The sequence below is a fragment of the Pseudoalteromonas sp. US3C1004 genome, from assembly GCF_048401065.1.
Lineage (GTDB): Bacteria > Pseudomonadota > Gammaproteobacteria > Enterobacterales > Alteromonadaceae > Pseudoalteromonas > Pseudoalteromonas undina.
The window spans coordinates 2043543-2070188 of the sequence record NZ_CP183073.1 but is presented as its reverse complement, the minus strand read 5'-3'; the positions used below and the strand labels follow the sequence as shown (position 1 = coordinate 2070188).

Genomic DNA, 26646 nt, shown 5'->3' with positions numbered 1-26646 from the left:
TTTTATTGTCTGTAATGAGTCTATACCAAGGATTGTTATAAATCGAGAGCCGCTTTAAATAGTTGCTTATGGACACTAACTAAATTGTTGATGTTACGTTGATAACCGCCACCTAAAGCGCACGTCAGTGGTATGTTTCGCTGCTTACAAAAGTTAAGAACAGCAAAGTCGCGTTTATACACACCAGCTAGAGAAACATCAAATAAGCCGAGTTCGTCTTTGGTATAAATATCGGCGCCCGCATTATATAAAATAATATCGGGCTGGTGGAGACGAACACATAACTCAAGAGCTTGCTCTAGTGTTGTTAAATACTCTGCATCTGTGGTGTTTGCAGGTAAGCCAAAGTCATAGTTTGAGAGCTGTTTTTGCCGAGGAAAGTTTTGTTCACAGTGAATTGAGCAACTAATTATCTGCTGGTGCTGTTGGGTTATTTGCGCGGTACCGTCACCTTGGTGTACGTCACAATCAAATATTAATACAGTGTCGGCTTGCTCTGTTGAAATAAGATGCGCTGCCGCAATGGCTAAATCATTAAAAATACAAAAGCCACTGCCGTAATTGCTGTAAGCATGGTGATAGCCGCCACTTAAATTAGCCGCTAAACCACTTTCAAGTGCTGTTTCAGCGGCTTGAATACTGGCACCAACAGAGTAAAGAGTTCGCTCAACAAGTTTATAAGAGTGAGGAAATCCCATTTTTTTAACCGCTTTGTCAGTTAACGACCCGTTTAAAAAGTCAGCAATATAATCTGAGCTATGGCATAAGCTTAACTGCGCTTTAGTTGCTGGCGAAGGCGATATAAATTGGGTGTAGCCTAAACGCGCTATTTCATGTTTAAGCTGCTGATACTTTTTAATTGGAAATCGATGGCGCTCAGGGAGCGTTAAAGCAGAGTAGAGAGGGTGATAAAAAAGCTGCATTAGCGTAGCTGTTGTTTTTCTACTTGTTGAATTTTGTCTTCGGTGGCAGAAATCGCTTTTCTACAACGGCCGAGTCGTGCATGAGTAGTTAAAATTTCTTGGTTAAGCTTTTGTGCTTGCGCAGGCGATGCTTTTTCCATTTGTAGTTTACGCTCTTCAATCATCAGTACTAGGCGACGTTCAAATTCATGGTTTTGTTTAAGTTCATCATATAACTCGTGGGATGATTGCATGATTTTTTGCACCGCTTGTTTATAAACAGGCTGTTTAGCACGAGGCTTATAATGACTTTTATTTTCTTTCACCCAAATAGGGGTCGATTTAATAACATTAAATACCGCTTGTACCTGACTGGCAATACGCTCAAGTGCATAGGTGTATGCATGACGGTGTTTGCTCGGTGGCAAGCTAGCTATTTCATCTTCTATTTCTACTACGTAGTCGGCTAAGTTCATACTTTTGGTGCTAAACACGGCTCTGTCAAATAGGCTCGGCTGTGCCTGCATATAACGATTTTTAGCAAATAATTTTGCTTTATCAAATTGCTCAGCTTGTTGCTTAAGCGTAGCAACTTGTTGGCGTAGTTTGTCTAAAGCAGCAGATTGCATATTAAAAGTATGCCTCGTAAATTAGTTTTAACGCTAAAAGTATAACCATAGTATTAAATACTGGGCGAATAAATTTACTGCCAAAACGAATAGCTGAATGTGCGCCAAACCATGCACCAAGCATGATAAAGAAGCCCATTGTAATTCCCAGTAAAAAGTTAACATGGCCAAGTGCAACAAAGGTGATCAGCGAAATAAAATTAGAAACAAAATTCATTGAACGCGCCAAACCACAATTGAGTAGCAAACTCATTTTATAAAGCATACCGTTTGAGGCAGTCCAAAAAGTTCCCGTTCCAGGCCCAGCTAAACCATCAAAAAAACCTAGGCTTAATCCTTGTAGCCACTGTTTTAGTTTTATTGCGCGGGTTAACTTAGGCAGGTCGTCACTTTGTGTGGTACTTAAATTACCAAACAAGCTGTAGCAAGCCACTAAAATAATAATAATGGGTAAGAGCTTATTTAAAAACTCAATGCTTAAATGATCAACAATGAGTGTGCCTAACAAAGCACCTATGGCGGTAGCCATAATAGAAGCAAACCAAAATCGTGGGTTAAATAACTGTTTTTTATAATAGGTGATACTGGCCGTTAACGAGCCAAAACTGGCGGCCAATTTATTAGTGCCAAGCGTTAAATGAGGAGGCAATCCCGCCGTTAACAGTGCCGGTACAGTAAGTAATCCACCGCCGCCAGCAATAGCATCAATAAAGCCCGCTAAAAGTGCAACGCCACATAAAATAGCCCAAGTTGTTGGGTCGAGTGCAAGTTCAAACATCAGTAATCTATTTGTCTTTTAAAAGGTGGTAAGGTGTCAAGCATGGCTTTGCCATATCGTTTGGTGATTAAGCGTCTATCTAAAATAGTTATTGTGCCAATATCACTTTCTTTGCGCAGCAGTCTACCACAGCTTTGTACCAATTTCTTTGCTGCGTCTGGCACGGTTATAGATAAAAATGGATTACCGCCTTTACTTTGCACAAACTCCGCTTGTGCTTCTTCGATAGGCGAGGTAGGCACCGCAAATGGAATTTTTGTAATAATTAGATTTTCTAAATATTTACCTGGTAAATCAAGCCCTTCAGAGAGGCTTTGGGTGCCAAATAAAATACTACCTTTGCCTTCATCAATATTTTTAGTGTGTAATTTGAGTAAAGCTTCTCGTGACATTTCACCTTGTACTAATAAGTTAAATCCTTTTGTTCTAAGGAATTTACTTACATGGTCCATTTGCCAGTAAGAGGCAAATAACACTAAGTTGGCTTTTTTAGTGTTTAGGTATTCGGGTAGTGTTTTAGCAATATGATCGCTAAATTCTTTATCTGTTGGCTCTATGCTTGACGTCGGAATACGCAGAGTGGCTTGTTTTGGGTAGTCAAACGGGGAGGGGACTTTAATAAACTTTACCCCTTCTTCTTTAGCAAGGCCACTTTCATAGGCAAAATGATCAAATGAGCCTAGTGCGCTCAAGGTAGCAGAACATAGCACGGCTCCAGCACATTCGCTCCACAGCTTGTCTTTTAAATAGTAACCGACCTCAATGGGGCAGTCGCTAAGCAAGTGATCATGATGGCTTTTATATTCAAGTCGTTTTATCCAACGCGCATGCGGCGTGCCTTCGCCTTTAGTAGCGTAACTAAACCATAATTTATTAAGTTGTTCTAACCGGTTTATGTATTGCCCACTTTCAGCCAGAATGGGATCGGCAACATAAGGTTTAATATCACCGTCGCTTACATCTTGTGTGAGGGTATCGTGCATTTTATTCAAACAGCGTAAAGCATCAAGCGTAGCCTCACTAATGTCTTTTGCCTTCGCATGTAGCGATTTAGGAATTTCACCATGTTCAAAGCGATAGGTATCGTCTTTTGAATATTCAAAATCGGCGTTGTCGAGAATATCGCGGACTACTTTTAAATCTTTGTTAGCATCGTTAACGCTATCGCATAACTTAAAGTTTTGCCCAATACCTTTTTGCCCCACTAACACTTTGGCCATTTTGCCACTAAATTTAGTGAGTTTGTCGAGCCAATCTATCGTGCCTTTTATGGTAGCTGCAGCAGATGAAAAGTCGCGGGTAATATGCGCAAGGTGATGCGCTTCATCGATTACATAAATGGTATTGTCGGGTTCGGGTAAAATTTTTCCGCCCCCTAAATCTAAATCGGCTAACAGTAACGAATGGTTTATAACTAATACATCCATTTGCATTAACTGCTGGCGGGCGAGTTGAAAAGGACATGTTTGGTGTGCTTTCATCTGGCGTTGGCAAGCATGCTTATCGCAGGCGATTAGTCCCCATACCCTATCAGGAATGGTATCAGCCCAGCTGTCTCTATCGCCTTGCCATTTTTTGTTTACATAGGCATCGTAAAGTTGCTTTAAGCACTTAGTTTCCATATCACTTAGTGGTGATGTAAGGGTAGGCATAAACTCCATTTGAGTTTGGCTATCGCTGTTCAGCGCATTATGAAGTTTGTGAGCGCAAATATAACGTTGGCGGCCTTTTACTAAATCAAATTTAAAATCGAGCCCTGAGTGCTTTTTAAAAAACGGCAGTTCTTTAGCGATTAATTGCTCTTGCAAAGCAACAGTAGCCGTAGAAATAACCAGTTTCTTTTTTTGTGCTAATGCCAATGGTAGAGCGCCCAGGCAGTAAGCTAATGACTTACCGGTGCCGGTGCCTGCTTCAATAACACAAATACGTTGTTTTTTATGGTATTCACCGGCTAATGTTTTGGCGATTTCAGCAACTAAATAGTTTTGACTACTGCGAGGGCGGTAATCGGTTAGGTTATTTGCAACATGCTGGTGTACTTGTCTAATTGTTTTTTTAAGTGAGCTCGATAGCATGTGATGATTAACCTAAAATATGTATATAATTACAGTGTATATATTAAGTGGGATCGAACATTGACACAAGCAATCTATCAGGGCTTTATTTTATCAAGGCAACAATATGGGGCTAAAAATGCACAAGGTATTACTTTGTGTTACTGGCTAAGCTCTGATCAGGGCCCGATAAAAGTGACGATTGAAAACCAGCAAGCGGTATTCTTCATCCCATTAGCACAGCAGCAGGCAGCGAATACCTTGTTGACTAAGGCGAGTGTTAACGTCCAGTTTAATAATGTTGAGCTTTGTCACTTTAGTGGTAGCGAGTGTGTTGCCTGTTACTTTAACGGTATAAAAAGCCTATACACTGCAAGAGCTCTTTTAGAGCAAGTAATGCCAGTTTACGAAGCCGATGTGCGCCACAGTGATCGCTTTTTAATGGAGCGCTTTATTAAAGGAGGTGTATGGGTAACCGGTAACGCCAAAGCTCAAAACGGCTTTATTGAAATTAGTGATGCAAAGCTAAAAGCAAACACCGAGTATACGCCAACGCTTAAGTCTGTTTCTTTGGATATAGAATGCAATGGCGACGGGGTGTTATTTAGTGTTGCACTGGTGGGAAATGGTTTAGATTGTGTATTGATGATAGGTGAGCAGCAGCTGCAGAGCGACTCGACATTTGAAATAGACTGGTGCTATGACGAAATTAACCTACTCACCAAGCTGCAGCAGTACATTATAAATAATGACCCCGATGTTATTGTTGGTTGGAATGTTATTGATTTTGATTTTAGTTTATTGCAAGAACGCGCTGAGGCATTAGGACTTACCCTGAGTTTTGGCCGAGATAATCAACCTCTATATATTAATAAGGGTCATTACACCCGATTAACACTCCCAGGACGATGCGTCATTGATGGCATTGATACTTTAAAAAATGCAACTTATCGATTTGATAGCTTTTCGTTAGCTAATGTTGCAGAGCGTGTGCTTAACGAGTCTAAATTAATAAAAGCTGATAACCGATTATCTGAAATTGTACGCCAATTTAATGAAGACAAGCTCGCTCTTGCTGCCTACAACCGCCAAGATTGTATTTTGGTTAATCAAATTTTCGAAAAACTAAAGCTGTTTGAATTTGCCATAGTCAGAACTCAAATTACCGGCCTCGAACTTGAGCGCATGGGTGGCTCCGTTGCCGCATTTACAAACTTATATTTACCGCTGTTACATCGCAGTGGTTATGTTGCTCCCAACTTAGGCGATCATGGGCTATCTTTTGAAAGCCCTGGTGGCTATGTGATGGAGTCGACTCCAGGGCTGTATAAAAACGTTTTGGTACTTGATTTTAAAAGCTTATATCCTTCAATTATGCGTACGTTTTGTATTGACCCGCTAGGTTTAATTGCAGGGCTAAATAAGCCAGAGCAAGCAGTTGAAGGATTCAATCAGGCATTATTTTCAAGAACGCAGCACCACCTGCCTAAATTAATTGAGCACCTGACACAAACTCGCCAAGAAGCCAAAGACACTAATCAACCCATGCTCTCGCAAGCGATCAAAATTATTATGAATAGTTTATATGGTGTACTCGGCTCTAAAGGCTGTCGGTTTTACGACCCGCGCTTGTCGAGCTCTATCACTTTACGTGGCCATGAAATAATGCAAACAACCCGTAAATGGATAGAAGCGCAAGGCTTTGAGGTGATTTATGGTGATACCGACTCTACGTTTGTAAAACTTTGTGAAGATAAAAGTCCTGAGCAATGCAACGAGATTGGCTGCCAACTTGTTCGACATATCAACGAAAAGTGGCAAGTAGAATTAAAGCAGCGTTATGACTTAAAAAGCTATTTGGAAATTGAATTTGAAACCCATTACAGTCCGTTTTTTATGCCAACTATACGAGGTAAAAAAACAGGTTCTAAAAAACGTTATGTTGGTCAAGTAACCAAAAAAAATGAAAAAAAGTTGGTCTTTAAAGGTATGGAAACCGTTCGCAGTGATTGGACTGAGTTTGCACAGGAGTTTCAAATACAGTTGTTTGAAACACTTTTCTCTAGTCACTTCGAAATACAGCAACTGCACAAGATAATAAACAGCTTCACGCAAAAATTATACAGCGGTGACTTTGACCACAAGCTCGTTTATAGAAAGCGTTTAGGGCAGCACCTGAGCGATTATATTAAAAATATCCCACCTCATGTTCAAGCAGTTAAAAAACACAAAGCGAGCCATCCTGAGTTTGAAATAAAACGCGGGCAAGTAATCGAATATGTTTATGCAGTATCCGGCGCTGAGCTTTATACCGGTAAAAACCCCCTTAATTACCCGCTGTACATTCAAAGGCAACTCGACCCTGTTGCGCAAATGATATTAAGCGCATTAAACACAACATCTGAATCTACTCAAGCTACATTATTTTAACTTGGCTATGAAAAAAAGAGGTGTTTTATAGGTTGTTTTTCCATTTTAAGTTCCTATTTCGCATAAAAATTGTAAAATTTAAAGTTAACATTAGTGATCCTGTTTACAAATTTGCTTGAGAACACTACAAAATAAAAACCTAACAGGAATAAATAATGTTCTTATAAATCAATGTCATAGTCTCTTTATTAAGGTTGTTTCTAAATTAAATCCAAAAAAATGCTTAAAAAGCGAGCTAAATAAACGTAAAAATGATAACGAGAAGTCACTTAAAGTGTTTTTAAAGTTAATTTAATGTTGACCGCGTTGTGATCAAAGTATTATCATCTGGAGCATGATCACAATTTAATTAACAAAAGTGGTCAAAAATAAAAAACAAATAGTATTCTAGGGAGAATCAAATGTTAAATAACAAAGTTTCAAAAGCAGTTCGTTTAGCGATCGCTTTTGGTGCAGCTTCTACTGCTGCTTTTTCAGCAAGCTCAATTGCTGCAGAAGAAGGCGCAGAAAAAGTTGAACGTATTCAGGTTACAGGTTCACGTATCAAGCGTACTGATTTAGAAAGTGCGAGCCCAGTTTTAGTTCTTAGCCGTGATGACTTAAATGTTAGTGGTCAATTAAGCATCGGTGACATTCTTCAACAAATTCCAGCTGCAGGTGCTGCACTTAATACTGCCTTTAATAACGGTGGTACTGGCGCAACAAACATGGATTTACGTAACTTAGGCGCACAGCGTCTTCTTGTATTAGTAAATGGTAAGCGTTGGGTTTCATCTTTAGGTTCTACAGTTGATTTAAACACAATCCCATCGTCAGCGATTGAACGTGTTGAAGTTGTTAAAGACGGCGCTTCTGCTATATACGGTTCTGATGCTATTGCCGGTGTTGTAAATATCATCACTCGTAAAGATTTTGAAGGTGTTGAGGTTTCTGTATACGGTGGTGAAAACTTAAAGTACAACGATGGTCGTCAGTATTCTGCAGATATCACTGTTGGTACTACTTCAGACCGCGGTGGCTTAATGTTTAATGCTAGCCATGTAACTCAACAAGAAATTTGGGCAGGTGATCGCGATATTTCTTCTATGGGTAATAGTACTACAACTGAAAAAGGTCGTTTACGCCTTACTTCAAGTGCAATCAGCCCTGATCTTCGTGATAGTTTACTTGCTCAAGGTTATACTGAAAACAACGCTGGTAAGTCAAACGCTGGTTTTGATTTAGTTCCTAATGGTGCAGGTTCTGCAGTAGGTTTAGATTCATTCCGTGACCGAGCTGGTGATGTTTATAACTACGCGCCTGAAAACTACCTTGCAACGCCACAAGAGCGTAACAGTTTTTATGTGCAAGCTTTTTATGACTTAAGTGATGATGTTCGTTTTGTATCAGATTTCATGATGACAAACCGTAAATCTTCTCAGCTACTTGCCGCGATGCCATTAACAATTGGTGCATCTTTTGGTTCTGCAGCTAGCCGAGTAGACATCCACGAAAATAACATCTACAACCCATTTGGTGAAACATTGTACGGTGATGCTTCTCGCTCAGGTGTAGAGGGTTATATCCCATTTGCTGGTCAACGCCGTTTTGTAGAAGCGGGTAACCGTATTTACAGACAAAACGATACAACTTACCGTGCGATGGTTGGTTTAGAGGGCGGTATTGGTGATACATCTTGGGTGTGGGACGCTTCTTACATTTATGGTAAAAATAGCCAAGACGTTTTAACAACAGGTCTACTTAACTTAACTCGTGTGAACCAAGCATTAGGTGACAACTGTAATGCATCTACTTCTTGTGTACCGCTTAACCTATTTGGTGGAGCTGGTGCAATTACACAAGATATGGTTGACTTTGTAACGTTTGACAGTGTTTCTCGTGAAGGTCTAGAACTTAAAGATTACACAGTAAACTTTGCTGGTGATGCGTTTGAATTACCTGCAGGTGTTGTAGGTATGGCTGTTGGCTTTGAACGTCGTGAAGAGTCAGGTTATGATACGCCGGATCCATTAACTCAAAGTGGTGAAACTTCAGGTAACCAACGTGATGCTACTTCAGGTGGTTTCCGCTTAGATGAAGCTTATGTAGAGCTTTCAATTCCAGTGTTTGATGGTTTAACTATTGCACCAGCAATTAGATTCTCTGACCACAGCGCATACGGTAGCAACTCTACTGCTAAAGTTGGTGTTGAATACCGTCCAATGGATGATTTACTTCTTCGTGGTACTTGGGCTGAAGGTTACCGAGCTCCTTCAATCTCTGATTTATACGCAGGTAATGCAGATGCATACCCTACGTTAACAGATCCGTGTAACTCTGTAGAAGGTGTTGTTCCAAGCCTACCAGGTTGTGCTGGTGTACCAAATGGTTACTCACAAGCTAATACGCAAATCCGTGAAACTCGTGTTTCTTCTCCAGATTTACAACCAGAAGAGTCTGAATCTAAAACGTTTGGTATTGTTTATAACCCAAGCTATGTTGATGGTTTAGAATTCACAATCGATTACTACGATATCGAAGTTGAAAACTCAATTGGTCGTTACGGTTCTAACCGTATATTAAACGAGTGTACTTCAGGAAGTAATGCATCTTCTTGTGATTACATTGACCGTGACGCTAACGGTAATATCGTTGATTTACGTAACTTCTTACAAAATGCAGGTACCTATAATGTAGAAGGTATAGATTTCTATACAGCTTACAAGTTTGATACTGAGTACGGTAGCTTCAGAACATCTCTTGATTTGTCTTATGTAATGACAAACGAGTTTGATGGTGATGACCAAGTTGGTATTCAATTTGGTGATGCAGGTTACCCAGAGTATAAAGGCACGTTTGCTTTAGATTGGTCTCAAGGTGACTTTGATGCGCATTGGCAAACACGTTATGTTGACCGTATGCAAAACAACTATGACGTATTGTACGGCGCAGAAAATTACCCAGGTATGGCTGATTACATTGGTTCTTACTTCGTACATGATGTATCTGTAGGTTATGCGCTAGACGCTTACAACACTAAAATTAGTGTAGGTATTGAGAACTTATTCGCGAAAGAACCTTCTCGTGAATACACTAACAATGACTTTGCAATCTCGACTAACAACTTCTCTGTTACAGAGTACGACGTTAATATGGATCGCTTTGTATACGTACGAGCTACAGTTAAGTTCTAATAACTTAGAGACTTAAACTTTATTCAAAAGCCACTTTTTAGTGGCTTTTTTATTTCTGGAATATTTATGATTCAACTAAACAAAAATATTGATGTAGTTAATTTACATAGGGAATACTCTAAAAATAAGAGAATTATGATTGATAGTGTTTTAGAGTTTGATGGGTTATCTCAAATTACAGAAAAATTAAAACATAATATTCCTTATTTGAATGCATATTCTTTAAATGGCGAATACATTCAATCTTCAGATGATGAATTAAAAAATATGTCTCCCGTTAAAATGAGAGCGCTTCAGCAGACTATTTATGAAAATGCGAGTAAAGGGATTGGCTTTTTTTATGGGCGATATGAAATAACTCAAAATGAAAAAGATGAGTTATTAAAGGAGCTATTTACTTATCTTAATAGCCAAGAAGTTTTAAAATTGATTACTGATGTTACAGGTGTAAAGGGTTTAAAAAGTGCAAGTGTGCAATTAACACGTTATGTGCCAGGAAACTTTTTGACACGACATAATGATGTATTGCCTACAAAACAAAGAGCAATTGCTTTTGTATTTGGTTTTACACCACAGTGGCACCCAGACTGGGGTGGTTTGTTACATTTTTATGAAATGGATGGAAAGCTGACAGAGACGTTTATGCCCAAAAGTAATGTTTTATCCCTTTTTGATGTGCAATTACCACATTCTGTTTCTTATGTAACTCCATTTGCTCGTGCTGCAAGATACTCAATTACTGGCTGGTTTAACTTACAATAATAAAGATTATCCTAGAGTTTTAATCTTTATAGTTAAGCTATTTAGTTTGAGGGTTGTAAATTCCTAACTTGAGATGATTTTCTGCTTGAACACCCATGATGCTAACAGCTTTGTTTTTTTGTTATGTAAATGTTGCTTTTTTGTTTGTCTAGTTTAGTATGCTACATGACTTGCGTTTTCATTAGCAATATGAATATCGCTTTGTTAAATAAAAAATATAAAAATATCTCAGGGAGAATCACATGTTGAACAATAAAGTTTCAAAAGCTGTTCGTTTAGCGATCGCTTTTGGTGCAGCTTCTACAGCTGCTTTCTCAGCAAGTTCATTTGCTGCAGAAGAAAATGCTGAAAAAGTAGAACGCATTGAAGTAACAGGTTCACGTATATTACGTGAAGGCGCTATTTCACCATCACCAGTAACTGTAATTACGGGCGAAGACTTAGTTAGCACTGGTGCTTTGAATATCGGTGAAGTACTAAACAAACTACCAGCCTTAGCAACTACCTATTCACTTGCAAACTCAGGCCGTTTTATCGGTACTGCTGGTATCAGTTTATTAGATTTACGTGGTATGGGCAGTGAACGTACATTAGTATTAGTTGACGGTAAACGTCATGTTTCTAGTGCCCCAGGAACATCTTCTGTTGATACGAATACCATTCCAAGCTCTTGGATTGAAAAAGTTGAGATTATTACTGGTGGTGCGTCTGCGGTATATGGTGCCGATGCGGTAACGGGTGTAGTTAACTTCATATTAAAGAAAGATATTACTGGTTTTAATGTATCTGCAACGAAAGGTTTTGCAGATAATAGTTCTTATCAAAATGAAAAATATACTTTTTCTTACGGTAAAGATTTTGCTGAAGGGCGTGGTAATGCTGCATTCTCTGTAGAATATAATACACAAAACTCATTGAATGCTTTAGACAACCCTTGGACTGCAACATCGTATGCATCCATGCCATATGATGTTGTGACAGGTCAATCTCGCCCAGAAGGTCAAATTGATAGCGAAGCTTATCCAGATAAAATCGTAGTCCCTAATGCTGGTTATTATTTAATTTCAAATCAAGGAACTGTTTGGAATCCAAATACAGGTGGTATTTTAGGTAAATTTAATGGTGATAGCTCATTAAACGATGTTTATACAGGTGCTATTGATGATGGCCAATTCTGTGGAAGCGCTGGTTGTGATTTCATTAACTTACGCCAATATTCAGAAATACAACCTAAGTTTGATCGCGTTAATTTTAACTTTAAAACGAATTATGACGTAACAGATGAATTAAACGCATATTTTCAAGCTAAATATTCTAAAACAGAAGGTGAAAATATAGGCCAACCTTTCTTCCGCTTCTTTAGTGGCGCAAATATGATACAGCGAGATAATGCATTTTTATCAGCTGACACTGCAGCATTGATGGATGAAGAAGGGCTATCAATGATCGGTGTAAACAAAATGTACAACGATGTTGGTCGCCGTTTAGAAGAAAATACTCGTGAAACAACTCGGTTTGTAGCAGGTATCCAAGGCTATATTACTGATGACTGGTCTATGGATATCTCTTTAGTTCATGGTAAGTCAGAGATAGAACGTATTAATGGCGCAAATGTTATTTTGGCTAATTATGCTAACGCTATTGATGCTGTGTTTGATGACAGTGGCAATATCGTTTGTCGTAGTGAAACTGCTCGTGCAGATGGTTGTGTTGCAGCAAATATAATGGGTGACGGCGCAATTAGCCAAGAAGCAATTGACTATGTGACAACAACATCAATTGGTACATCAGAAATCAAGCAAACTGTATTCAATGCAACATTTAGTAATTCGGCAATTTATGAACTACCAGCGGGTATGGTTGGTTTTGCTGGTGGTGTTGAGTACCGTGATGAAACAAGTGTGACGATTGAAGATGCTTTTGCTAAAACAGGGGCTACATTCTTTAATGCACTTGGTGAAACGGATGGTGGTTATGATGTAACAGAAGCGTTTTTTGAACTATCAGTACCATTAATTGAAGATGTATTCTTAATCGATACTTTAGTGTTTGACACAGCTGTACGTTATGCTGATTATTCAACTATAGGTGATGCTACAAGCTGGAAATTAGGCTTAGATTGGACTATTACGCCTGAATTACGTGCTCGTTTTACAGTATCTGAAGCGATGCGTGCGCCAAACATTGATGAACTCTTTTCTGGACAAAGTCAGTCATTTGCCAATGTAGATGATAAATGTAAAGTATCTGAGCTTGATCAGTTGAGTGATGCAGGCCGAGCTATTCGTGCAGCTAACTGTGCAGCGCTTGGTGTACCTGCTGATTTTGACTCAAGTTATGATAGCGCAACGCTTGAGACTTTAGTTGGTGGTAATCCAGACCTACAGCCAGAAGAATCTAGATCAATTACGGCAGGTATTGTTTACCAGCCAGAATGGTTAGAAGGCTTTAGTGTAACAGCCGATTACTGGGAAATTGATATTGATGACACAATTAGTGGTATTGGGTTTCAAACTATCATAGACCGTTGTGTAGATTCACCAACTGGTATTGACAATCAATTCTGTGGTCTTATAACTCGTGATCCAAATACAAGTGAAATTACCTTATTAAAAGGTTTTGCACTTAATATCGCACGCAGTCTTAATTCTGGTGTAGATTTTGAGGTGGGTTATGATTTTGATGCTCTAGGTGGTAGTTTTGGTACTAGCTTTATTGGTACTTATTTGATTGAAGCAAAGGATTATCCTTTCTCAGCTGAGCCTGAAAATTACACAGACTATGAAGGTGTATTAGGTAATGAAACATGGCAGGGTAGTATTTCTGTTGATTATACTTATGAAAACCTGGTTGTAGATTTTAGCACACGCTTTATTAACGGTGTTGAGTTATACAATCCTACACAAATAGAAGCAAACCCTAACCCGTCAAATGAAATGCGTTACGGTTCATATTTTATAACTGATGCTTCAGTCGCTTATAACTTTGACAGTGGTGTTGGCTTTAAGTTAGGTGTTGATAACTTATTCAATCGTGGCTTACCAGGAAGTACGACTGGCACAGGTGCAGGCTCAGCGATTTACGATAATATTGGTCGATTTGCCTACCTACAAGCTACTTACAAATTTTAAAGCTATTACCTATTAATATAATATTTTTATACTAATAGAGTTTCTTAGAATTGCAGATAAGTTAAGTATGTAATTAAATACCCTTAATCATTTTGATTAAGGGTATTTTTTTATATTTATACATAATATAGTTCTCTAAATTTATAAACAGTTTGAATATTAGTTTATGAATATAAATTATTTAAACAAATGTGAAATAAAGCTGTCTTCCTAAAACATAACCATTAATTAGATTAAGAATTCTTACCTTTGATGACCTACACCCTTAGACCCTATCAGCAAGAGGCGGTTGAACGCACCGTTTTACACTTTAGAAAAACCAATGATCCTGCTGTCATTGTGCTGCCTACAGGTGCGGGTAAAAGTTTAGTCATAGCTGAGCTTGCGCGTATTGCTAAACAAAAAATATTGGTGTTGGCGCACGTAAAAGAATTAGTTGAGCAAAATGCTCAAAAGTATAAAAGCTTTGGTCTTGAGGCGAGTATATTTTCCGCAGGTCTCAAAGAGAAGTCGTTAACTCACCAAGTTACCTTTGCCAGTGTGCAGTCGTTATCGCGCAATCTAAATAAACTTAATGAGCACTACTCATTACTTATTATTGATGAGTGTCACAGAGTAAATGGCGAAAAGAAAAGCCAATACGGAAAAGTTATTAATGCACTTAAATCTCACAACCCTGAATTAAAAGTATTAGGTTTAACCGCGACGCCTTACCGACTAGGGCTAGGCTGGATTTATCAGCATCATTACCATGGCTTTGTGCGTGGTAATAAGGAAAGCCCATTCAAACGCTGTATTTTTGAATTACCTTTGCGTTATATGATCAAGCATAACTACTTAACTCCCCCTAAAGAGGTTGATGCTGCAATTAGCCATTATGACTTTTCATCTTTAACTAGCAATGCATTTGGGCAGTATAGTAATGAGGATATGAATGCGCTGTTAAAAAAATCGACCCGTGCAACTCAAACAATTCTGCAGCAGGTTATTCAATATAGTGAGAAGCGTCATGGCGTGATGATATTTGCCGCAACGGTTATGCATGCACAAGAGATAATGACTTATTTACCCGAGGATCAAAGTGCGCTGATCACCGGAGATACTCCCAATAGCGAACGCGATAAAATAATTAAACAATTTAAAGCTAAAAAATTAAAGTATTTAGTGAATATATCGGTTCTTACTACCGGATTTGATGCCCCCCATGTTGATTTTATAGCTATTTTACGCCCCACTGAGTCGGTAAGTTTATACCAGCAAATTGTTGGGAGAGGCTTAAGGTTGGCTGAGGGTAAAGATGATTGTTTAGTGATTGACTATGCGGGTAATGGCTTTGACTTGTTCTACCCTGAGGTTGGTGATAAAAAAGGCGATAGCGATAATGAACCCGTGCAAGTGCTGTGTCCTGGGTGTGGCTTTGCCAATATATTTTGGGGTAAAACAGAGGCTGATGGCAAAGTAGTTGAGCACTTTGGTAGGCGTTGCCAAGGCTTATTAGAAGACGATAATGGGGTAAGCGAGCAATGCGATTATCGTTTTCGTTTTAAAGAGTGTGAGCAGTGCGGCGCACAAAATGATATTGCTGCTCGAAAATGCCATAACTGTGGTGCTGTGATGGCCGATCCTGATGATAAGCTTCGTAATGCGTTAAACCTTAAAGATGCATTAGTACTTCGTTGTAGTGGCTTGAGTGTGACTAAACTTAAAGAGCAATTGTTAAAAGTTACTTATTTTGATGAAGACGGAGCCAGTTGTGATGAAGTTTTTGATTTAGCAAACAAAGGATCACAGTATTATTTTAATAAGCAATTTGGTAAGCGTGTAGGGCAGGGACAGTCACCAATTGAATTTATCAGTGCAGATCAAGTTATAAAAGCCCAGTTTGATTTAATACCACCGGATTTTGTGATTGCTCGAAAAAGTAAAAAGTATGGCTGGAAAGTAGCAGATAAACTTTTTGATTATAAAGGCAGCTTTAGAAAAGCAAACCAGCTAAGCCGATAGGCTAAGCTGGATATCTCATTCATCATGAAATTAGGGTTATACTTCTTCTGCGTCTAATCCCCAACCATCGCCATAACCATTTAAGCTATTAGCGATACTTTCAATATATTGTTCTGCTTGGCCTAAAAGTGCATGCTCTGGAACCATTTGTACATGGGCTATTACCTCCCAAACACCGGTATCTTTACATTTCTCAACATCAGCAGTTTGCACTAATGCATCGTTTACAATCTCAGTTGCAAATTTTTCGGCATCAGCCTGTTGTTCAAATAAAATATAAAAATCAATTTGTTGCATTTTACTTAAATCTACACCGGCGGCGGAAATTTCAGCAAGAAGCTGGCCATTATCATCATCAGGAAATTGCATTTAAAACTCATAAATTAGTGTTTATTCATTAGCACTATTGTAACCAAAATAAATCATTAAAGCGCAAGAATTTTTAGTTAAGCTCAAAGCGGTTTAAAAGATTCGCATAGAGCCTGCTAATATTTTAGACGCTGATAATGATTAAGTTAATGTTAGGCTCATTATCGCTATGCTATTATTGTGTCGTTAATTTGTTGTTTTTTATGGGTACATAGTAAGGATGATTACTTGTTCAATCAGTTTTTAAAATCCGTTATTTGTTTTTGCTTATTTTTGAGCTTTTTCGCTATTGCAGCTGACAATATAATTGAAGATTATGAAATAAAAGGAATTAGTGGAGAGTTAGAAAACAACGTTGCTCTTTATTTAAAACCTTTAGTGGGTGAAAAACCAACGCGCTCACTGCGTCGTTACGCTAAATCGCAAGTTGAAGATAGCTTAAAGGCATTAGGTTATTACAGTTCAAATGTGACTATCGATTTTAATAAAGGTGAGCGTGAGCTTGTTGCGACTATTGAACGCGGCTCCGCAACCCGTATTGAGACGCTTAATATTAGCATTAACGGGGAAGCTAAACATGACCCATTAATTCAGCAAGTTATTGAAAGTTTAGAGTTAAAGCAAGGCGACATTTTAAATCATGGAATGTATAGCGCAGCCTATAAAAAAATTGAATCCGTTTTGTTGGAGCATGGTTACTTTGACGCAAAATGGCCTGCCCGAAAATTTGAAGTGTCATTAAAAAAACATAGCGCTATTATTACCTTTACCATTGAAAGTGGTGTACGTTATCGCTTTGGTGATGTGTTAATTACCAATCAAAGCCCAGCAGAAAAATATATTCGCTCTTTAGCTCCGTTTGAAATAGGTAAGCACTATAAAGCATCTAAGATTGCTGACTACAACCTAGATTTATCGAGCACTCCTTATTTTACAAGCGTGCGTGTTTACGCTGATATTTCAGCTAGAAAAAACAGCCAAGTGCCAATTAAAGTGGACGTATTACATAAGCCCGCGAATAGCTACGAAATTGGTGGCGGGTTTAATACCGAGCTAGGTCCAAAGGTACGGTTTAAGTGGAGTAAACCATGGATCACGGAGCAAGGACACTACCTAGAAAGCAATCTTAATATTGCAAAAAAACAACAAGATATTTCTATGGCGTATACCATCCCTGTTAATAATCCGAATGATGATTTATGGCGTTTATCAGCAGGCTATAAGCTCGAAGATGAATTAGCCGACAATATTTACAGTGAAATTTTAACCGCACAACTGCAAAGGCAATGGCTCACCGAGCAAAAATGGATAAGAACTGCATTTATCAGGCGCGAGCAAGAAACCTATCGGATTGGCGACGGGCTAGAACGCACCACAGAAATGTTATTACCAGGTGTCAGTTATGCCCGAAAGCAATCGAAGGGAGGAACCACCCCTTATTCGGGAGAGCAGTGGTCTATATCGGCAGAGTTTGGTCTCGATAGTGTACTCTCTAGTACCAATATTGTTAGGGTGCAATTACAGCATGCATGGTTGCGCACTTATCTTAATAAGCACCTTGTGTTTTTAAAAGCAAACTTAGGGGCCATGTTAGTTGACGATATTAACAATGTTCCATATTCATTAAGGTTTTATGCTGGTGGCGATCAAAGTGTGCGCGGCTTTGCTTATCAATCAATCTCACCAGAAAATGACAATGGGGATCGCATCGGCGGTAAATATTTAATCGCGACGACTGCTGAATATAATTACCAATTTGCCAAAAACTGGCGAGCAGCTTTATTTGTTGATGGAGGGACGGCGACCAATGATTTTTCTGAGCAATTTGAAATAGGTGCAGGGTTTGGTTTTCGTTATTTAACGCCTATAGGACCAATAAGAATAGATCATGCGTGGGGACTCACTAAAGAAAGCAAAAGCACTCGTTTAAGTATTACCATAGGGCCGGAAATTTAATGTCTGTATTTAAAAAAGTCACTGCAGCACTTAGCACCTTAGTTGTTGCTGTATTAGTGACATTGTTTTGCGTTGTTTTTACAGCTCCAGGTAACCAGCTAATTGCTTATAGCGCCAATAAGTTAGTTGACGGCTTAAAAATTGAAATAAATAACGGCCGTTTTTTATATAATGATGCGTTTAATTTTCGCTTTGAGCGTGACGGTTTATTACTTGATGCTCAGCAGCTTAAACTAGATTTATTTTGGTGGCACTGTGATGGTATGTGTATTGATAACTTAAGTGCCCGGTCTATAAAACTAAACTTACCAGCATCGTCATCTAATTCTCCTGATACATCTAACGAACCGTTGGAACAAATCAGTTTGCCATTTAATATTGCACTTAAGCGTTTAGCGGTCACTGAGTTTGTGTTAAGTCACACAAGTGCAAACGTAGTTGTTAATAATGTGGAGATTGCTGCAAAGGCACAAGGTGCTGATATTCAAATTAAAAACGTGAATATTCCGAGTGTTTTAATCGCGTTAAAAGAGCAGCCTGGAGAAAATACAGCCAGTTCTACCCCAATTACTGAGTTACCTGCATTACCTAATATCGCATTTATGTCGCCACTCAATATTTACCTAGAACAGTTTAATATTGCGCAGTTCACGGTAGAGCAGAATGCACAGCAAAATGTGGTAAATAATATTGCGCTACAAATGAAGCTAATAGGTTCTGAGATTAACGTTGCTTCATTGTCTGCAAATTATCAGCAGTGGCAGCTTAATACTGCACTTAACGCAAAGCTTAAAGGCCGCTTACCAATTAATGGCGATATCAGTCTAAAAGGGCATGGTTATGATGCCAATATGCAAATAGGCGGAGACTTAGAAAAGCTCAATGTAGATATAAAAAGCAGTGAATCATTTCCTTTTGAACTAACTGCTACGGCTAATCTTAAAAAACCAAATTATCCATTTAGTGTTAATGGCGGTTTAGAGCAGTGGATTATCGAAACAGCAAGTAAAGAGTTAAAGGTAACCGACGTAAAATTAACCGCGCAAGGCAATGCTAACGATTATCAGTTATCGTTATTTGGTAATAGTCAGTTAGGTGCTTATCCAACTGTGAATTTTAACAGTCAAATTGATGGCTCACTGAGCGAAGCAAACTTAAAAAATTTAGCCCTTAAAGCGAATGAGAGCCAAGCTACTATCCAAGCGAATATCGACTGGCAAAATGGGGTTAGTGCTAACTTTAGCGGCGCGCTATCGAGTTTAAAAGCGCAATACCTCACTGACACACTTACCAGTGATATTTCAGGGCAGTTTAAAGGGGCATTTGTTACCAGTTCAAATAGCTGGAAATTAAGTATGGATGACACCCAATTAAGCGGGTTACTAAATGATGTACCGCTTAATTTTGCTGCTCAATTTAACTTAAATGATGAACTTAAAGCCACTGTAAATAAATTTAACCTTAGCAGCGGCACAAACAGGTTAACCTTAACAGGCGAAGTTGATCAGCAATGGCAGATTAATGGGGCTATTGCGCTGCAAAGTAATGATGATGCAAAGCTTCCGTTTATTGCTAATGGTAAAGCCGATTTAAGTATAAGAGGCGAGCGGTTGACGCCTGCAGTTGATTTAGTGTTAAAGCTAGAGCAGTTTATTTATGACGAAATTAATATTAATAAGTTGGCGTTAAAAGCACAGTTAGACACCGCTACCGATTGGCAAACAGATATCAGCGTTAGTCTTGATTCAGCGCGTGTTATGCATCATCAAATTAATAAAGTGGAAATAGTCGGCAGTGGTGATAAAACCGATCATCAACTGAGTGCATCTATTGATGCTGATGCTGGGGCTGCCTCGTTTGAACTAAATGGCAAACTTGCTAACGCGATTTGGCAAGGTGAACTCAGTAATATTAGTGTAAGTGATAAAACGTTTAGCTTTGAAAATGCTAAAGATATAGCTGTAACTATAGATTCGAAAACGGGCGACTTTGATGTGAGTGCGCATTGTTGGCAATCGAGTAATAGTAAGTTATGTATTGATAGATTAAATCAAACCCGCGAATTAGGCCAGCTTAACGTAAAACTGGCCAATCTTGCATTGCGAGAGCTAAAACATTGGTTACCAGAGAATGTAATAACACGTGGTGATATAGCGGGAGACTTTGCTGCTAATTGGCAAGCAGGCACACTTAAAACTCTCCGCGCTAATTTAAATTCATCAGGGCTTAACGCGGTACTTATTAACGAAGAAGACCGATTTAAGCTACCTATAGAAACGCTAAACATAAGCGCTTTTTCTGATGCTAAGGTTGGCCAAATAGAAGCTAACATAGAATCGAGTGTTTTGGGTAAAGTAACGACTAAAGTTGATATTGATGATATTCAAAATAAGCAAACGCTTAACGGTAATATTCAAATTGATAAAATTTTATTGTCTGATATACAGCCATTTTTAAATACGTTCGAGCAGCTTAATGGCGCCATTCGTGGGCAAGTTGCATTAGCAGGCACACTAAAAGATCCTTTGTTAGAGGGAAATTTAAACATAGAGAATATCAACCTAGAAGGTGAGCAATTGCCTGTTGCTCTTAAAAACTCCAATATAAATGTGGCCTTTAATAAGTCTACCGCCACCATTGAAGGAGATTTAAATGACCCTCAAGGCGGACAGGTAAAATTAACGGGGAATGTTGATTGGCAAGGTGAACAACCAGCTGTAAATATGAATGTAGTCGGCAGTGAGTTTTTTGTAAGAGCGCAACAAGGCGTGGTGTTTAAAGTATCACCAGAGTTAAAAATAAGTTTAGCTGACAATGCACTTAATCTGGCAGGTGATGTTGTAGTGCCTTATGGTCGAATAGAAATTGAAGAGCTGCCAGAGGGGGCTGTACAGGTTAGTGATGATGAAATAATTTTGGATCAAACTACGCAAAATACTAAAAAAGCCCCATTTAACTACGATATTGATTTAAAAGTAACGGTTAAAAATGATGTCAGAGTAGCCTCATTTGGACTTGAGTCTAAGATAGTGGGTGATATGGATATCAAAATGAGTCAAGACTCACCCATTATTGCCATTGGTGAGCTCAATTTAATTGAAGGAACCTACTTGGCATTTGGTCAAGACTTAATAATTAGAACCGGGCAAATTGGTTTTAGTGGCGCAATAGATAAGCCTCATTTAAATATTAAAGCCATTCGCAACCCAAATAATACCGCCGATGGTGTTATTGCAGGTGTTACTTTAACTGGCAGTGTTGAGCAGCCAAATTTAAAAGTATTTTCAGAGCCGGGCATGGACCAAGCACAAGCCCTAGCGTATTTGCTGAATGGTCAACCATTAGGGGAGGGCGACAGTTCAACGGATGCAATGTTAACTCAATTACTACTTTCTCAAGGAGTGAGCCGAAGCGAAAGCTTAGTGTCTAAAGTCGGTGAATCGTTTGGCTTGTCAGATGTGAGCTTAAGCTCTAAAGGTAGTGGCGAGCAAACAAAGGTAGAAATATCAGGTTATTTAGCACCGAGTTTACAGGTTAAATATAGCGTGGGGGTATTTGAGTCGCTCAGTGAAGTGGCAGTGCGTTATCAGCTAATGTCGAAGTTATATATAGAAATAACCAGTGGCCTGTATCAAAATGTCGACATACTGTATAAATTCAATTGGGATTAACCTTTATCTACCAATACCAATAATAAAAAGGAAAAGGTATGAAAAAATTCGTAATCACTATTATAGCGTCGGCTTTGCTCGGCGGATGTGTCCAGCAAAGCACTTTGCCATCAACGCCAGTTAAAAGCCTAACCAGTAGTGAGATTATTGCTGCTACAACAGATGAGCAATGGCGATGGGTAGATCCTGAGAATATTTTAAAACTAACCCTACCTTCCGGTGCTGCGTATATTGAGCTCAATCCAGCGCTTGCGCCAAAACACAGTGCTAATATTAAAAAATTGGCACGACAGGGCTTTTATCAGGGCACTCATATTTATCGTTTTGTGGAAGGGTTTGTTGCTCAAGGTGGTGATAGCACGGGTAAAAAGTTAACTAAAACCAAAAATAGCACAGTACCTGCCGAGTTTTATTTAACCACCAATAAGCCGCTTATGATCACTGAAATGGGTGGAGATGGTTATGCACCAATAACCGGGTTTTTAAATGGTTTTGCGGTAGCTCAAAATGAAACACGTGATCAAACATGGCAAATTCATTGCCATGGTGTATTTGCAATGGCGCGCGGCAACGATATTAATAGTGCCAGCACGGAATTTTTTGTCACCATAGGGCAAGGTCCACGTTATTTAGACAAAAATATCACCGTATTTGGGCGAGTACTTACAGGTATGGCACATTTTCATCAGCTAGCGCGCACACCTAAAGGTGGTAGCGAGTTTAATCCTATTACAGATTTACAAGTATTAGCCGACGTTAGCAGCGATCACAGCCGATTTAAAGTAATGAAAACAGACTCAGATGCATTTAAACAGTTAATTTCAGCACGAGGTAGTCGTAGTGAGGAATGGTTTGCGTATAGCCATAATTACATTGATGTGTGTGGAATGCCTGTACCAACTAAGCAACTTAACGATTAAAAAAAGGAGCCTCAGGCTCCTTTTTTGTTTAGCTTATTGACGGTTTATTTTTACCGCAAAAGGGGTATCGTTATGATGCGTTGAGCGATATGGATTAATATCAAGGCCGCCACGACGCGTATAGCGCGCGTAAACTTCAAGCTCTTTAATATTCAATTGAGTGGTTAAGTCGCTGTAAATACGCTCTACACATTGCTCATGGAACTCATTATGGGTCCTAAACGAAATTAAATAGCGTAATAATGACTCACGACAAACTTGCTCACCAGTATAACGAATAATAATGCTGGCCCAATCCGGCTGTGAAGTAATTAAACAGTTTGATTTAAGTAAGTGGCTATGCAAGGTTTCGCTAACCACTTTATCGCTTTGTGACTTTAAAGAATGTGCGTCAATATGGTAGTTATCTATTTCAATATCTAACTCATCAATACACTCACCAGGAAGCGGTGTGCAAGGAATACAATTATAATCATCAGCGCTGTATAAGGTTACCTTTACCGGGCTGTTTACCGCATTTGATAAGTCGTCAATTAAATGTTGCTTAACAATGTCAATACTTCCAAAGCGACTTTGGTTAAAGCTGTTCAGATAAAGCTTAAACGACTTTGACTCTATAATGTGACTACTTTGACATTCGAAAGTAAATATAGCCACCGCAACTTGTGGTTTGCCTTTGGTATTTAACCAAGATAGTTCGTAACCGGTCCAAATATCTTGGCCTTTGAATGGTAATGCGGCTTCATCAATACTCAACGCGTCGCGATTAAGCTTGCGAGCAATAGGAAAAAGCAAGCTGGGCGTGTATTGATCTACATACTCAGTAGATTGACCAAGTACGCTGCCTTTAAGATCGGGAGAATTGCTGTAATCTGTCATGTTTGCTCTTAAATAGTTACAATAGGGACATTATATCTAAATTAAATGAGTTTCACAGTATGTCTGTTGCAATGCAATTAGCCCAACTTCACCAACGCTTTAGTGAAAAAACCATCAAAAATACACAAAAGCAGCCACTCATCGCCCACGATGAGCAATGGCCAAGCCCTTGTGAAATAGGCACAGCCGATGAGCACGGTATGATTCAATGGCAAGCGATAGTGAGAGAGCCTGCAGGTTCTTTGGCTGATCTCGCTAACGCATTAGAGCTTGAATTTCCTGATGAACTTAGCCAGTTTTATGGCCACATGTTTGCTGGCAGTATTTTAGCCAGCGTTGATGGCCATCAAGTAGAATTATTACAAGCGTGGAATGAGGATGACTTTGACTTACTGCAACAAAATATCACGGGTCATGTTTTAATGAAGCGAAAGCTAAAGCAAGCGCCAAGTGTTTTTATTGGTTTAACTGATCAAGATGATTTACTTGTTACGGTATTAGTGGAAACAGGTGAGGTGTGCCTAGAGTATGTAGGTAAAAAGCCACATCATGTACTCGCCAAAAACCTCAGTGAATTTATAGCGTCGTTGGCAGTATAATTATAAGGTAATTTTAAGGTGTGATGTTTTAGACATAGCACCTTAAGTATGGGACTTATTGAAAATCCCATGAAATATTAGACACTAAACCACACGGCTCACACCTAAAATCAAATAAACCAAACCATGGCTCAGGTAATTTCCATTCACCTTGGCAACTTGGGCATTTACGCTTAAGCTCCGAGGTTTTATCAACCCCACCTACACGGTATAAGTAATAGTAAACTGGCTTTTTAGTTAAAAAGCTGATGCGTTTGCTAATATCTTTACCTCGGCGATACAAATCACTTTGTGTGCTGGCTATTTCCTCTAGTGCAGGAAATTCACAGCGAGTTGCGCCATTAATTTGAATTTGATCGCATGCTTGCCAATCTTCTTGCCATTTAATCAGGGTTTTATAATCGCCATTGGCAATTGCCGGAATATTAAATAGCGGAACGGGTAAAAAGTCATCGCCACAATACAGTGGGCTGCAGGTGTGCACATACGTAGTATATAAAATATAGCTTGAGGGCTCTTTACAACCATCGGCACCGTTTGAGTGAATGTCTTGACCTATTATTTTCACCTTTGGTGCTAACAAGCCTGCATCATGAAGCTTTTCAACACTGTGCTTTACAAATGCACTGTTGTTAAGAGGGTGCATAGCGTCTTCGGTCGGACACATAACGCGAGTGATAAAATAGCCATCTTTTAACACCGTTGGAAATTCTTCTCCAATGATTTGGCCATTAAAACGTAATGCATTTACCAAGCGGTTTATTGCTTGCTCGGCTTGCTCTAAGGTGGTGTCTTGGTAGCAATCAAATGTTAAATCAACAACAAACATTTATAGTCTCAAATTATTTTGGCGCGAGCAGTGTAAGTAATTGATCTAACTTTTGCTCAATTCTATCTAATTGAGAGCTGTTTTGACCTTCATTACTGGCACTTTGCTTTGGGGGTTTCATTAAATTATAAATTGAATCAGGATTATTCTTATATTGACTCACCGCAGCAATAATAACCGGCATTGGGGTCGGTGTTGTTAAACGACTTTTAGTTAGTGCAACAGTGGGAACTTTGCCTTCATCAAGAAGGACTTTTATAGCTTCAAATACAGCAGCGTTCATTCAATTATAACTCTTTTATAAAGTAAGCTCGCAACATAGACGCTGCGAGCGGGTATGGTATCAATAAAGTGGCTAAGGCACATTAAAATGCGCCATAAAATTAATTATTTTTGACGAAGACGTACGTCTAATTCATCTATTACTTCACTCCAATCGCCATCAACCGCCAGCGATTCGGCAATAAAATGTTGTTGGGCTTCATCCCAAAAGGGAGCATCTTGCAACAAGGTTGTATCGGCAATGGAGTGCGAGGCAATAAATGCATCTATTTGCGCATCCGAATCCGGCAGTCCTAGTTGGGCGAACAAGGTATTAATTGTATGTTTTGTTGTATCCATAATAATGCTCCTAAATGAATTAATATGTATTAACTCTAGGGGGGAATGGTATATCTAGCCAGTTTAACCCTTACTGAATTTACGCTTTATTTATTCAGTAATAAGTCGCTAAAGCATGATCTGACTTAATGCAGTGGATGAGCGTACTAACTAAAATGTAAATTCGCTTATTTGTCTCACTTAGGTATATAGTTATATAAGCATTTGGTCATCGTTGTAGTTCAAAATTAATCCCAAACAAGTTACGCGGCGTAATGACAACGGGTATAAAATAATAAAGGAAATAAAATGACAGCCACAGCAGAATCGACAGACGCCTTTAGTGTTCAGCATATTGCACCAGAGGATATAAGCACAGCAGCCAGCCTAATTTATCAGGCATACCAAAACGATCCTATTTTACAAACTCTGCTAGGGTATAACGAAGACAACCCGCTCGATTATGAAAAAAAACTACGTGCACTTATTCGTGAAGAGCTCAGTAGCTTTTGGCAAGAGAAGCAGCCTTTAATTGGCCTTTACCGTAATGATAAATTAAAAGCGGTTGCCTGTGTGTTTGAGTCAAATAGCCAATTACAAGCTGAGCGTTATTGGCATTGGCGATTAAAGCTGATGCTAAGTGCAGGTTATTTACAAACGAATCAATTAATTGAAAAAGAAAAAACCATTCGTGACGCCTTAAAGCCGCAAGGGAATTATTACTTTTTAGCGTTTATTGCGGTTGATCCACACTTTCACGGGCAAGGGTTTGGTCGCACTTTACTTAAAGGTTTAGATGGCTTAATACACGATAACCCTGAGTCTTCTGGTATAGCGGTATTTGTGACTCGTGACGAGCATACGAAATTTTTTAAATCGCAAGGATTTGAGCACTTTAAACAACTTTCATTTAACCAAGTTAAGGGTGAATTACTATTTAAAGTTGCTAATGCTCAATAA

General features: G+C 38.9%; 19 protein-coding genes. 10 read left to right on the top strand and 9 right to left on the bottom strand.

Going from position 1 to position 26646, the window contains the following annotated elements; genetic code table 11:
* Positions 1-35 precede the first annotated feature (35 nt).
* From ACNSN3_RS09685 to dinG, 4 genes are read right to left on the bottom strand one after another with little or no spacing between them, the layout of a single operon-like run.
* Positions 36-923 carry a histone deacetylase gene (locus tag ACNSN3_RS09685; RefSeq protein WP_418607182.1) on the bottom strand — a complete coding sequence of 296 codons (888 nt, stop codon included), beginning with the start codon at positions 921-923 and terminating at the stop codon, positions 36-38.
* Positions 923-1531 (bottom strand): primosomal replication protein, encoded by a 609-nt coding sequence (locus tag ACNSN3_RS09680; protein WP_418607180.1) that lies wholly within the window; start codon positions 1529-1531, stop codon positions 923-925. Before ACNSN3_RS09680 ends, ACNSN3_RS09685 begins: the two co-directional genes overlap by 1 nt.
* A 1-nt stretch (position 1532) precedes the next feature.
* Positions 1533-2309 carry a TSUP family transporter gene (locus tag ACNSN3_RS09675; RefSeq protein ID WP_418607178.1) on the bottom strand — a complete coding sequence of 259 codons (777 nt, stop codon included), beginning with the start codon at positions 2307-2309 and terminating at the stop codon, positions 1533-1535.
* Positions 2309-4384 (bottom strand): ATP-dependent DNA helicase DinG, encoded by a 2076-nt coding sequence (gene dinG / locus ACNSN3_RS09670; RefSeq protein ID WP_054202434.1) that lies wholly within the window; start codon positions 4382-4384, stop codon positions 2309-2311. The genes ACNSN3_RS09675 and dinG overlap by 1 nt, the downstream gene beginning before the upstream one ends.
* A gap of 60 nt (positions 4385-4444) precedes the next feature.
* On the opposite strand from dinG, the gene ACNSN3_RS09665 reads away from it, so the two are divergent.
* The 5 genes from ACNSN3_RS09665 (at position 4445) to ACNSN3_RS09645 (ending at position 15863) form a co-directional block, all read left to right on the top strand.
* On the top strand, positions 4445-6793 hold the full coding sequence (locus tag ACNSN3_RS09665) for a DNA polymerase II (protein ID WP_418607176.1): 2349 nt from the start codon (positions 4445-4447) through the stop codon (positions 6791-6793).
* 401 nt (positions 6794-7194) lie between these two features.
* Positions 7195-9966, top strand: coding sequence for a TonB-dependent receptor plug domain-containing protein (locus tag ACNSN3_RS09660; protein WP_418607174.1), 2772 nt, complete (start codon positions 7195-7197; stop codon positions 9964-9966).
* Positions 9967-10032: 66 nt separating this feature from the next.
* Entirely contained in the window at positions 10033-10728 is a 696-nt protein-coding gene (locus tag ACNSN3_RS09655; protein ID WP_418607172.1) for a 2OG-Fe(II) oxygenase, read from the top strand.
* Positions 10729-10970: 242 nt separating this feature from the next.
* Complete coding sequence (locus ACNSN3_RS09650) at positions 10971-13859, top strand: TonB-dependent receptor domain-containing protein (RefSeq protein WP_054202437.1); 2889 nt, start codon at positions 10971-10973, stop codon at positions 13857-13859.
* Between the two features lie 252 nt (positions 13860-14111).
* Positions 14112-15863: a DEAD/DEAH box helicase gene (locus tag ACNSN3_RS09645; RefSeq protein WP_418607169.1), complete on the top strand. Its 1752-nt coding sequence runs from the start codon at positions 14112-14114 to the stop codon at positions 15861-15863.
* Between the two features lie 36 nt (positions 15864-15899).
* On the opposite strand, the gene ACNSN3_RS09640 is transcribed toward ACNSN3_RS09645, so the two are convergent.
* Positions 15900-16232, bottom strand: coding sequence for a ribonuclease E inhibitor RraB (locus tag ACNSN3_RS09640; protein WP_010388233.1), 333 nt, complete (start codon positions 16230-16232; stop codon positions 15900-15902).
* A gap of 228 nt (positions 16233-16460) precedes the next feature.
* On the opposite strand from ACNSN3_RS09640, the gene ACNSN3_RS09635 reads away from it, so the two are divergent.
* Genes ACNSN3_RS09635 through ACNSN3_RS09625 form a run of 3 tightly spaced genes read left to right on the top strand, consistent with a single transcriptional unit; the run spans position 16461 to position 22779 of the window.
* Complete coding sequence (locus ACNSN3_RS09635) at positions 16461-18188, top strand: autotransporter assembly complex protein TamA (RefSeq protein WP_418607167.1); 1728 nt, start codon at positions 16461-16463, stop codon at positions 18186-18188.
* The gene (locus ACNSN3_RS09630; protein ID WP_418607165.1) at positions 18188-21859 is read left to right on the top strand and encodes a translocation/assembly module TamB domain-containing protein; all 3672 of its coding nucleotides are present in this window, start codon (positions 18188-18190) and stop codon (positions 21857-21859) included. Before ACNSN3_RS09635 ends, ACNSN3_RS09630 begins: the two co-directional genes overlap by 1 nt.
* 38 nt (positions 21860-21897) lie before the next feature.
* Positions 21898-22779, top strand: coding sequence for a peptidylprolyl isomerase (locus tag ACNSN3_RS09625; RefSeq protein ID WP_418607164.1), 882 nt, complete (start codon positions 21898-21900; stop codon positions 22777-22779).
* Positions 22780-22812: 33 nt separating this feature from the next.
* Here ACNSN3_RS09625 and queF read toward each other — a convergent pair whose 3' ends face one another.
* The gene (gene queF / locus ACNSN3_RS09620) at positions 22813-23658 is read right to left on the bottom strand and encodes an NADPH-dependent 7-cyano-7-deazaguanine reductase QueF (RefSeq protein WP_055012787.1); all 846 of its coding nucleotides are present in this window, start codon (positions 23656-23658) and stop codon (positions 22813-22815) included.
* A 59-nt stretch (positions 23659-23717) separates the two neighbouring features.
* Between queF and syd the strand changes: the two genes are divergently transcribed.
* The gene (gene syd, locus ACNSN3_RS09615; protein ID WP_010388242.1) at positions 23718-24257 is read left to right on the top strand and encodes a SecY-interacting protein; all 540 of its coding nucleotides are present in this window, start codon (positions 23718-23720) and stop codon (positions 24255-24257) included.
* 55 nt (positions 24258-24312) lie between these two features.
* Here syd and ACNSN3_RS09610 read toward each other — a convergent pair whose 3' ends face one another.
* The 3 genes from ACNSN3_RS09610 to ACNSN3_RS09600 form a co-directional block, all read right to left on the bottom strand.
* The gene (locus ACNSN3_RS09610; protein ID WP_010388244.1) at positions 24313-25086 is read right to left on the bottom strand and encodes a Zn-ribbon-containing protein; all 774 of its coding nucleotides are present in this window, start codon (positions 25084-25086) and stop codon (positions 24313-24315) included.
* Between the two features lie 13 nt (positions 25087-25099).
* Positions 25100-25369 (bottom strand): hypothetical protein, encoded by a 270-nt coding sequence (locus ACNSN3_RS09605; RefSeq protein WP_418607162.1) that lies wholly within the window; start codon positions 25367-25369, stop codon positions 25100-25102.
* 104 nt (positions 25370-25473) lie between these two features.
* The gene (locus ACNSN3_RS09600; protein ID WP_010388246.1) at positions 25474-25707 is read right to left on the bottom strand and encodes a DUF2789 domain-containing protein; all 234 of its coding nucleotides are present in this window, start codon (positions 25705-25707) and stop codon (positions 25474-25476) included.
* 288 nt (positions 25708-25995) lie between these two features.
* Here ACNSN3_RS09600 and ACNSN3_RS09595 point away from each other — a divergent pair, with 288 nt between their 5' ends.
* The gene (locus ACNSN3_RS09595; RefSeq protein ID WP_008109415.1) at positions 25996-26646 is read left to right on the top strand and encodes a GNAT family N-acetyltransferase; all 651 of its coding nucleotides are present in this window, start codon (positions 25996-25998) and stop codon (positions 26644-26646) included.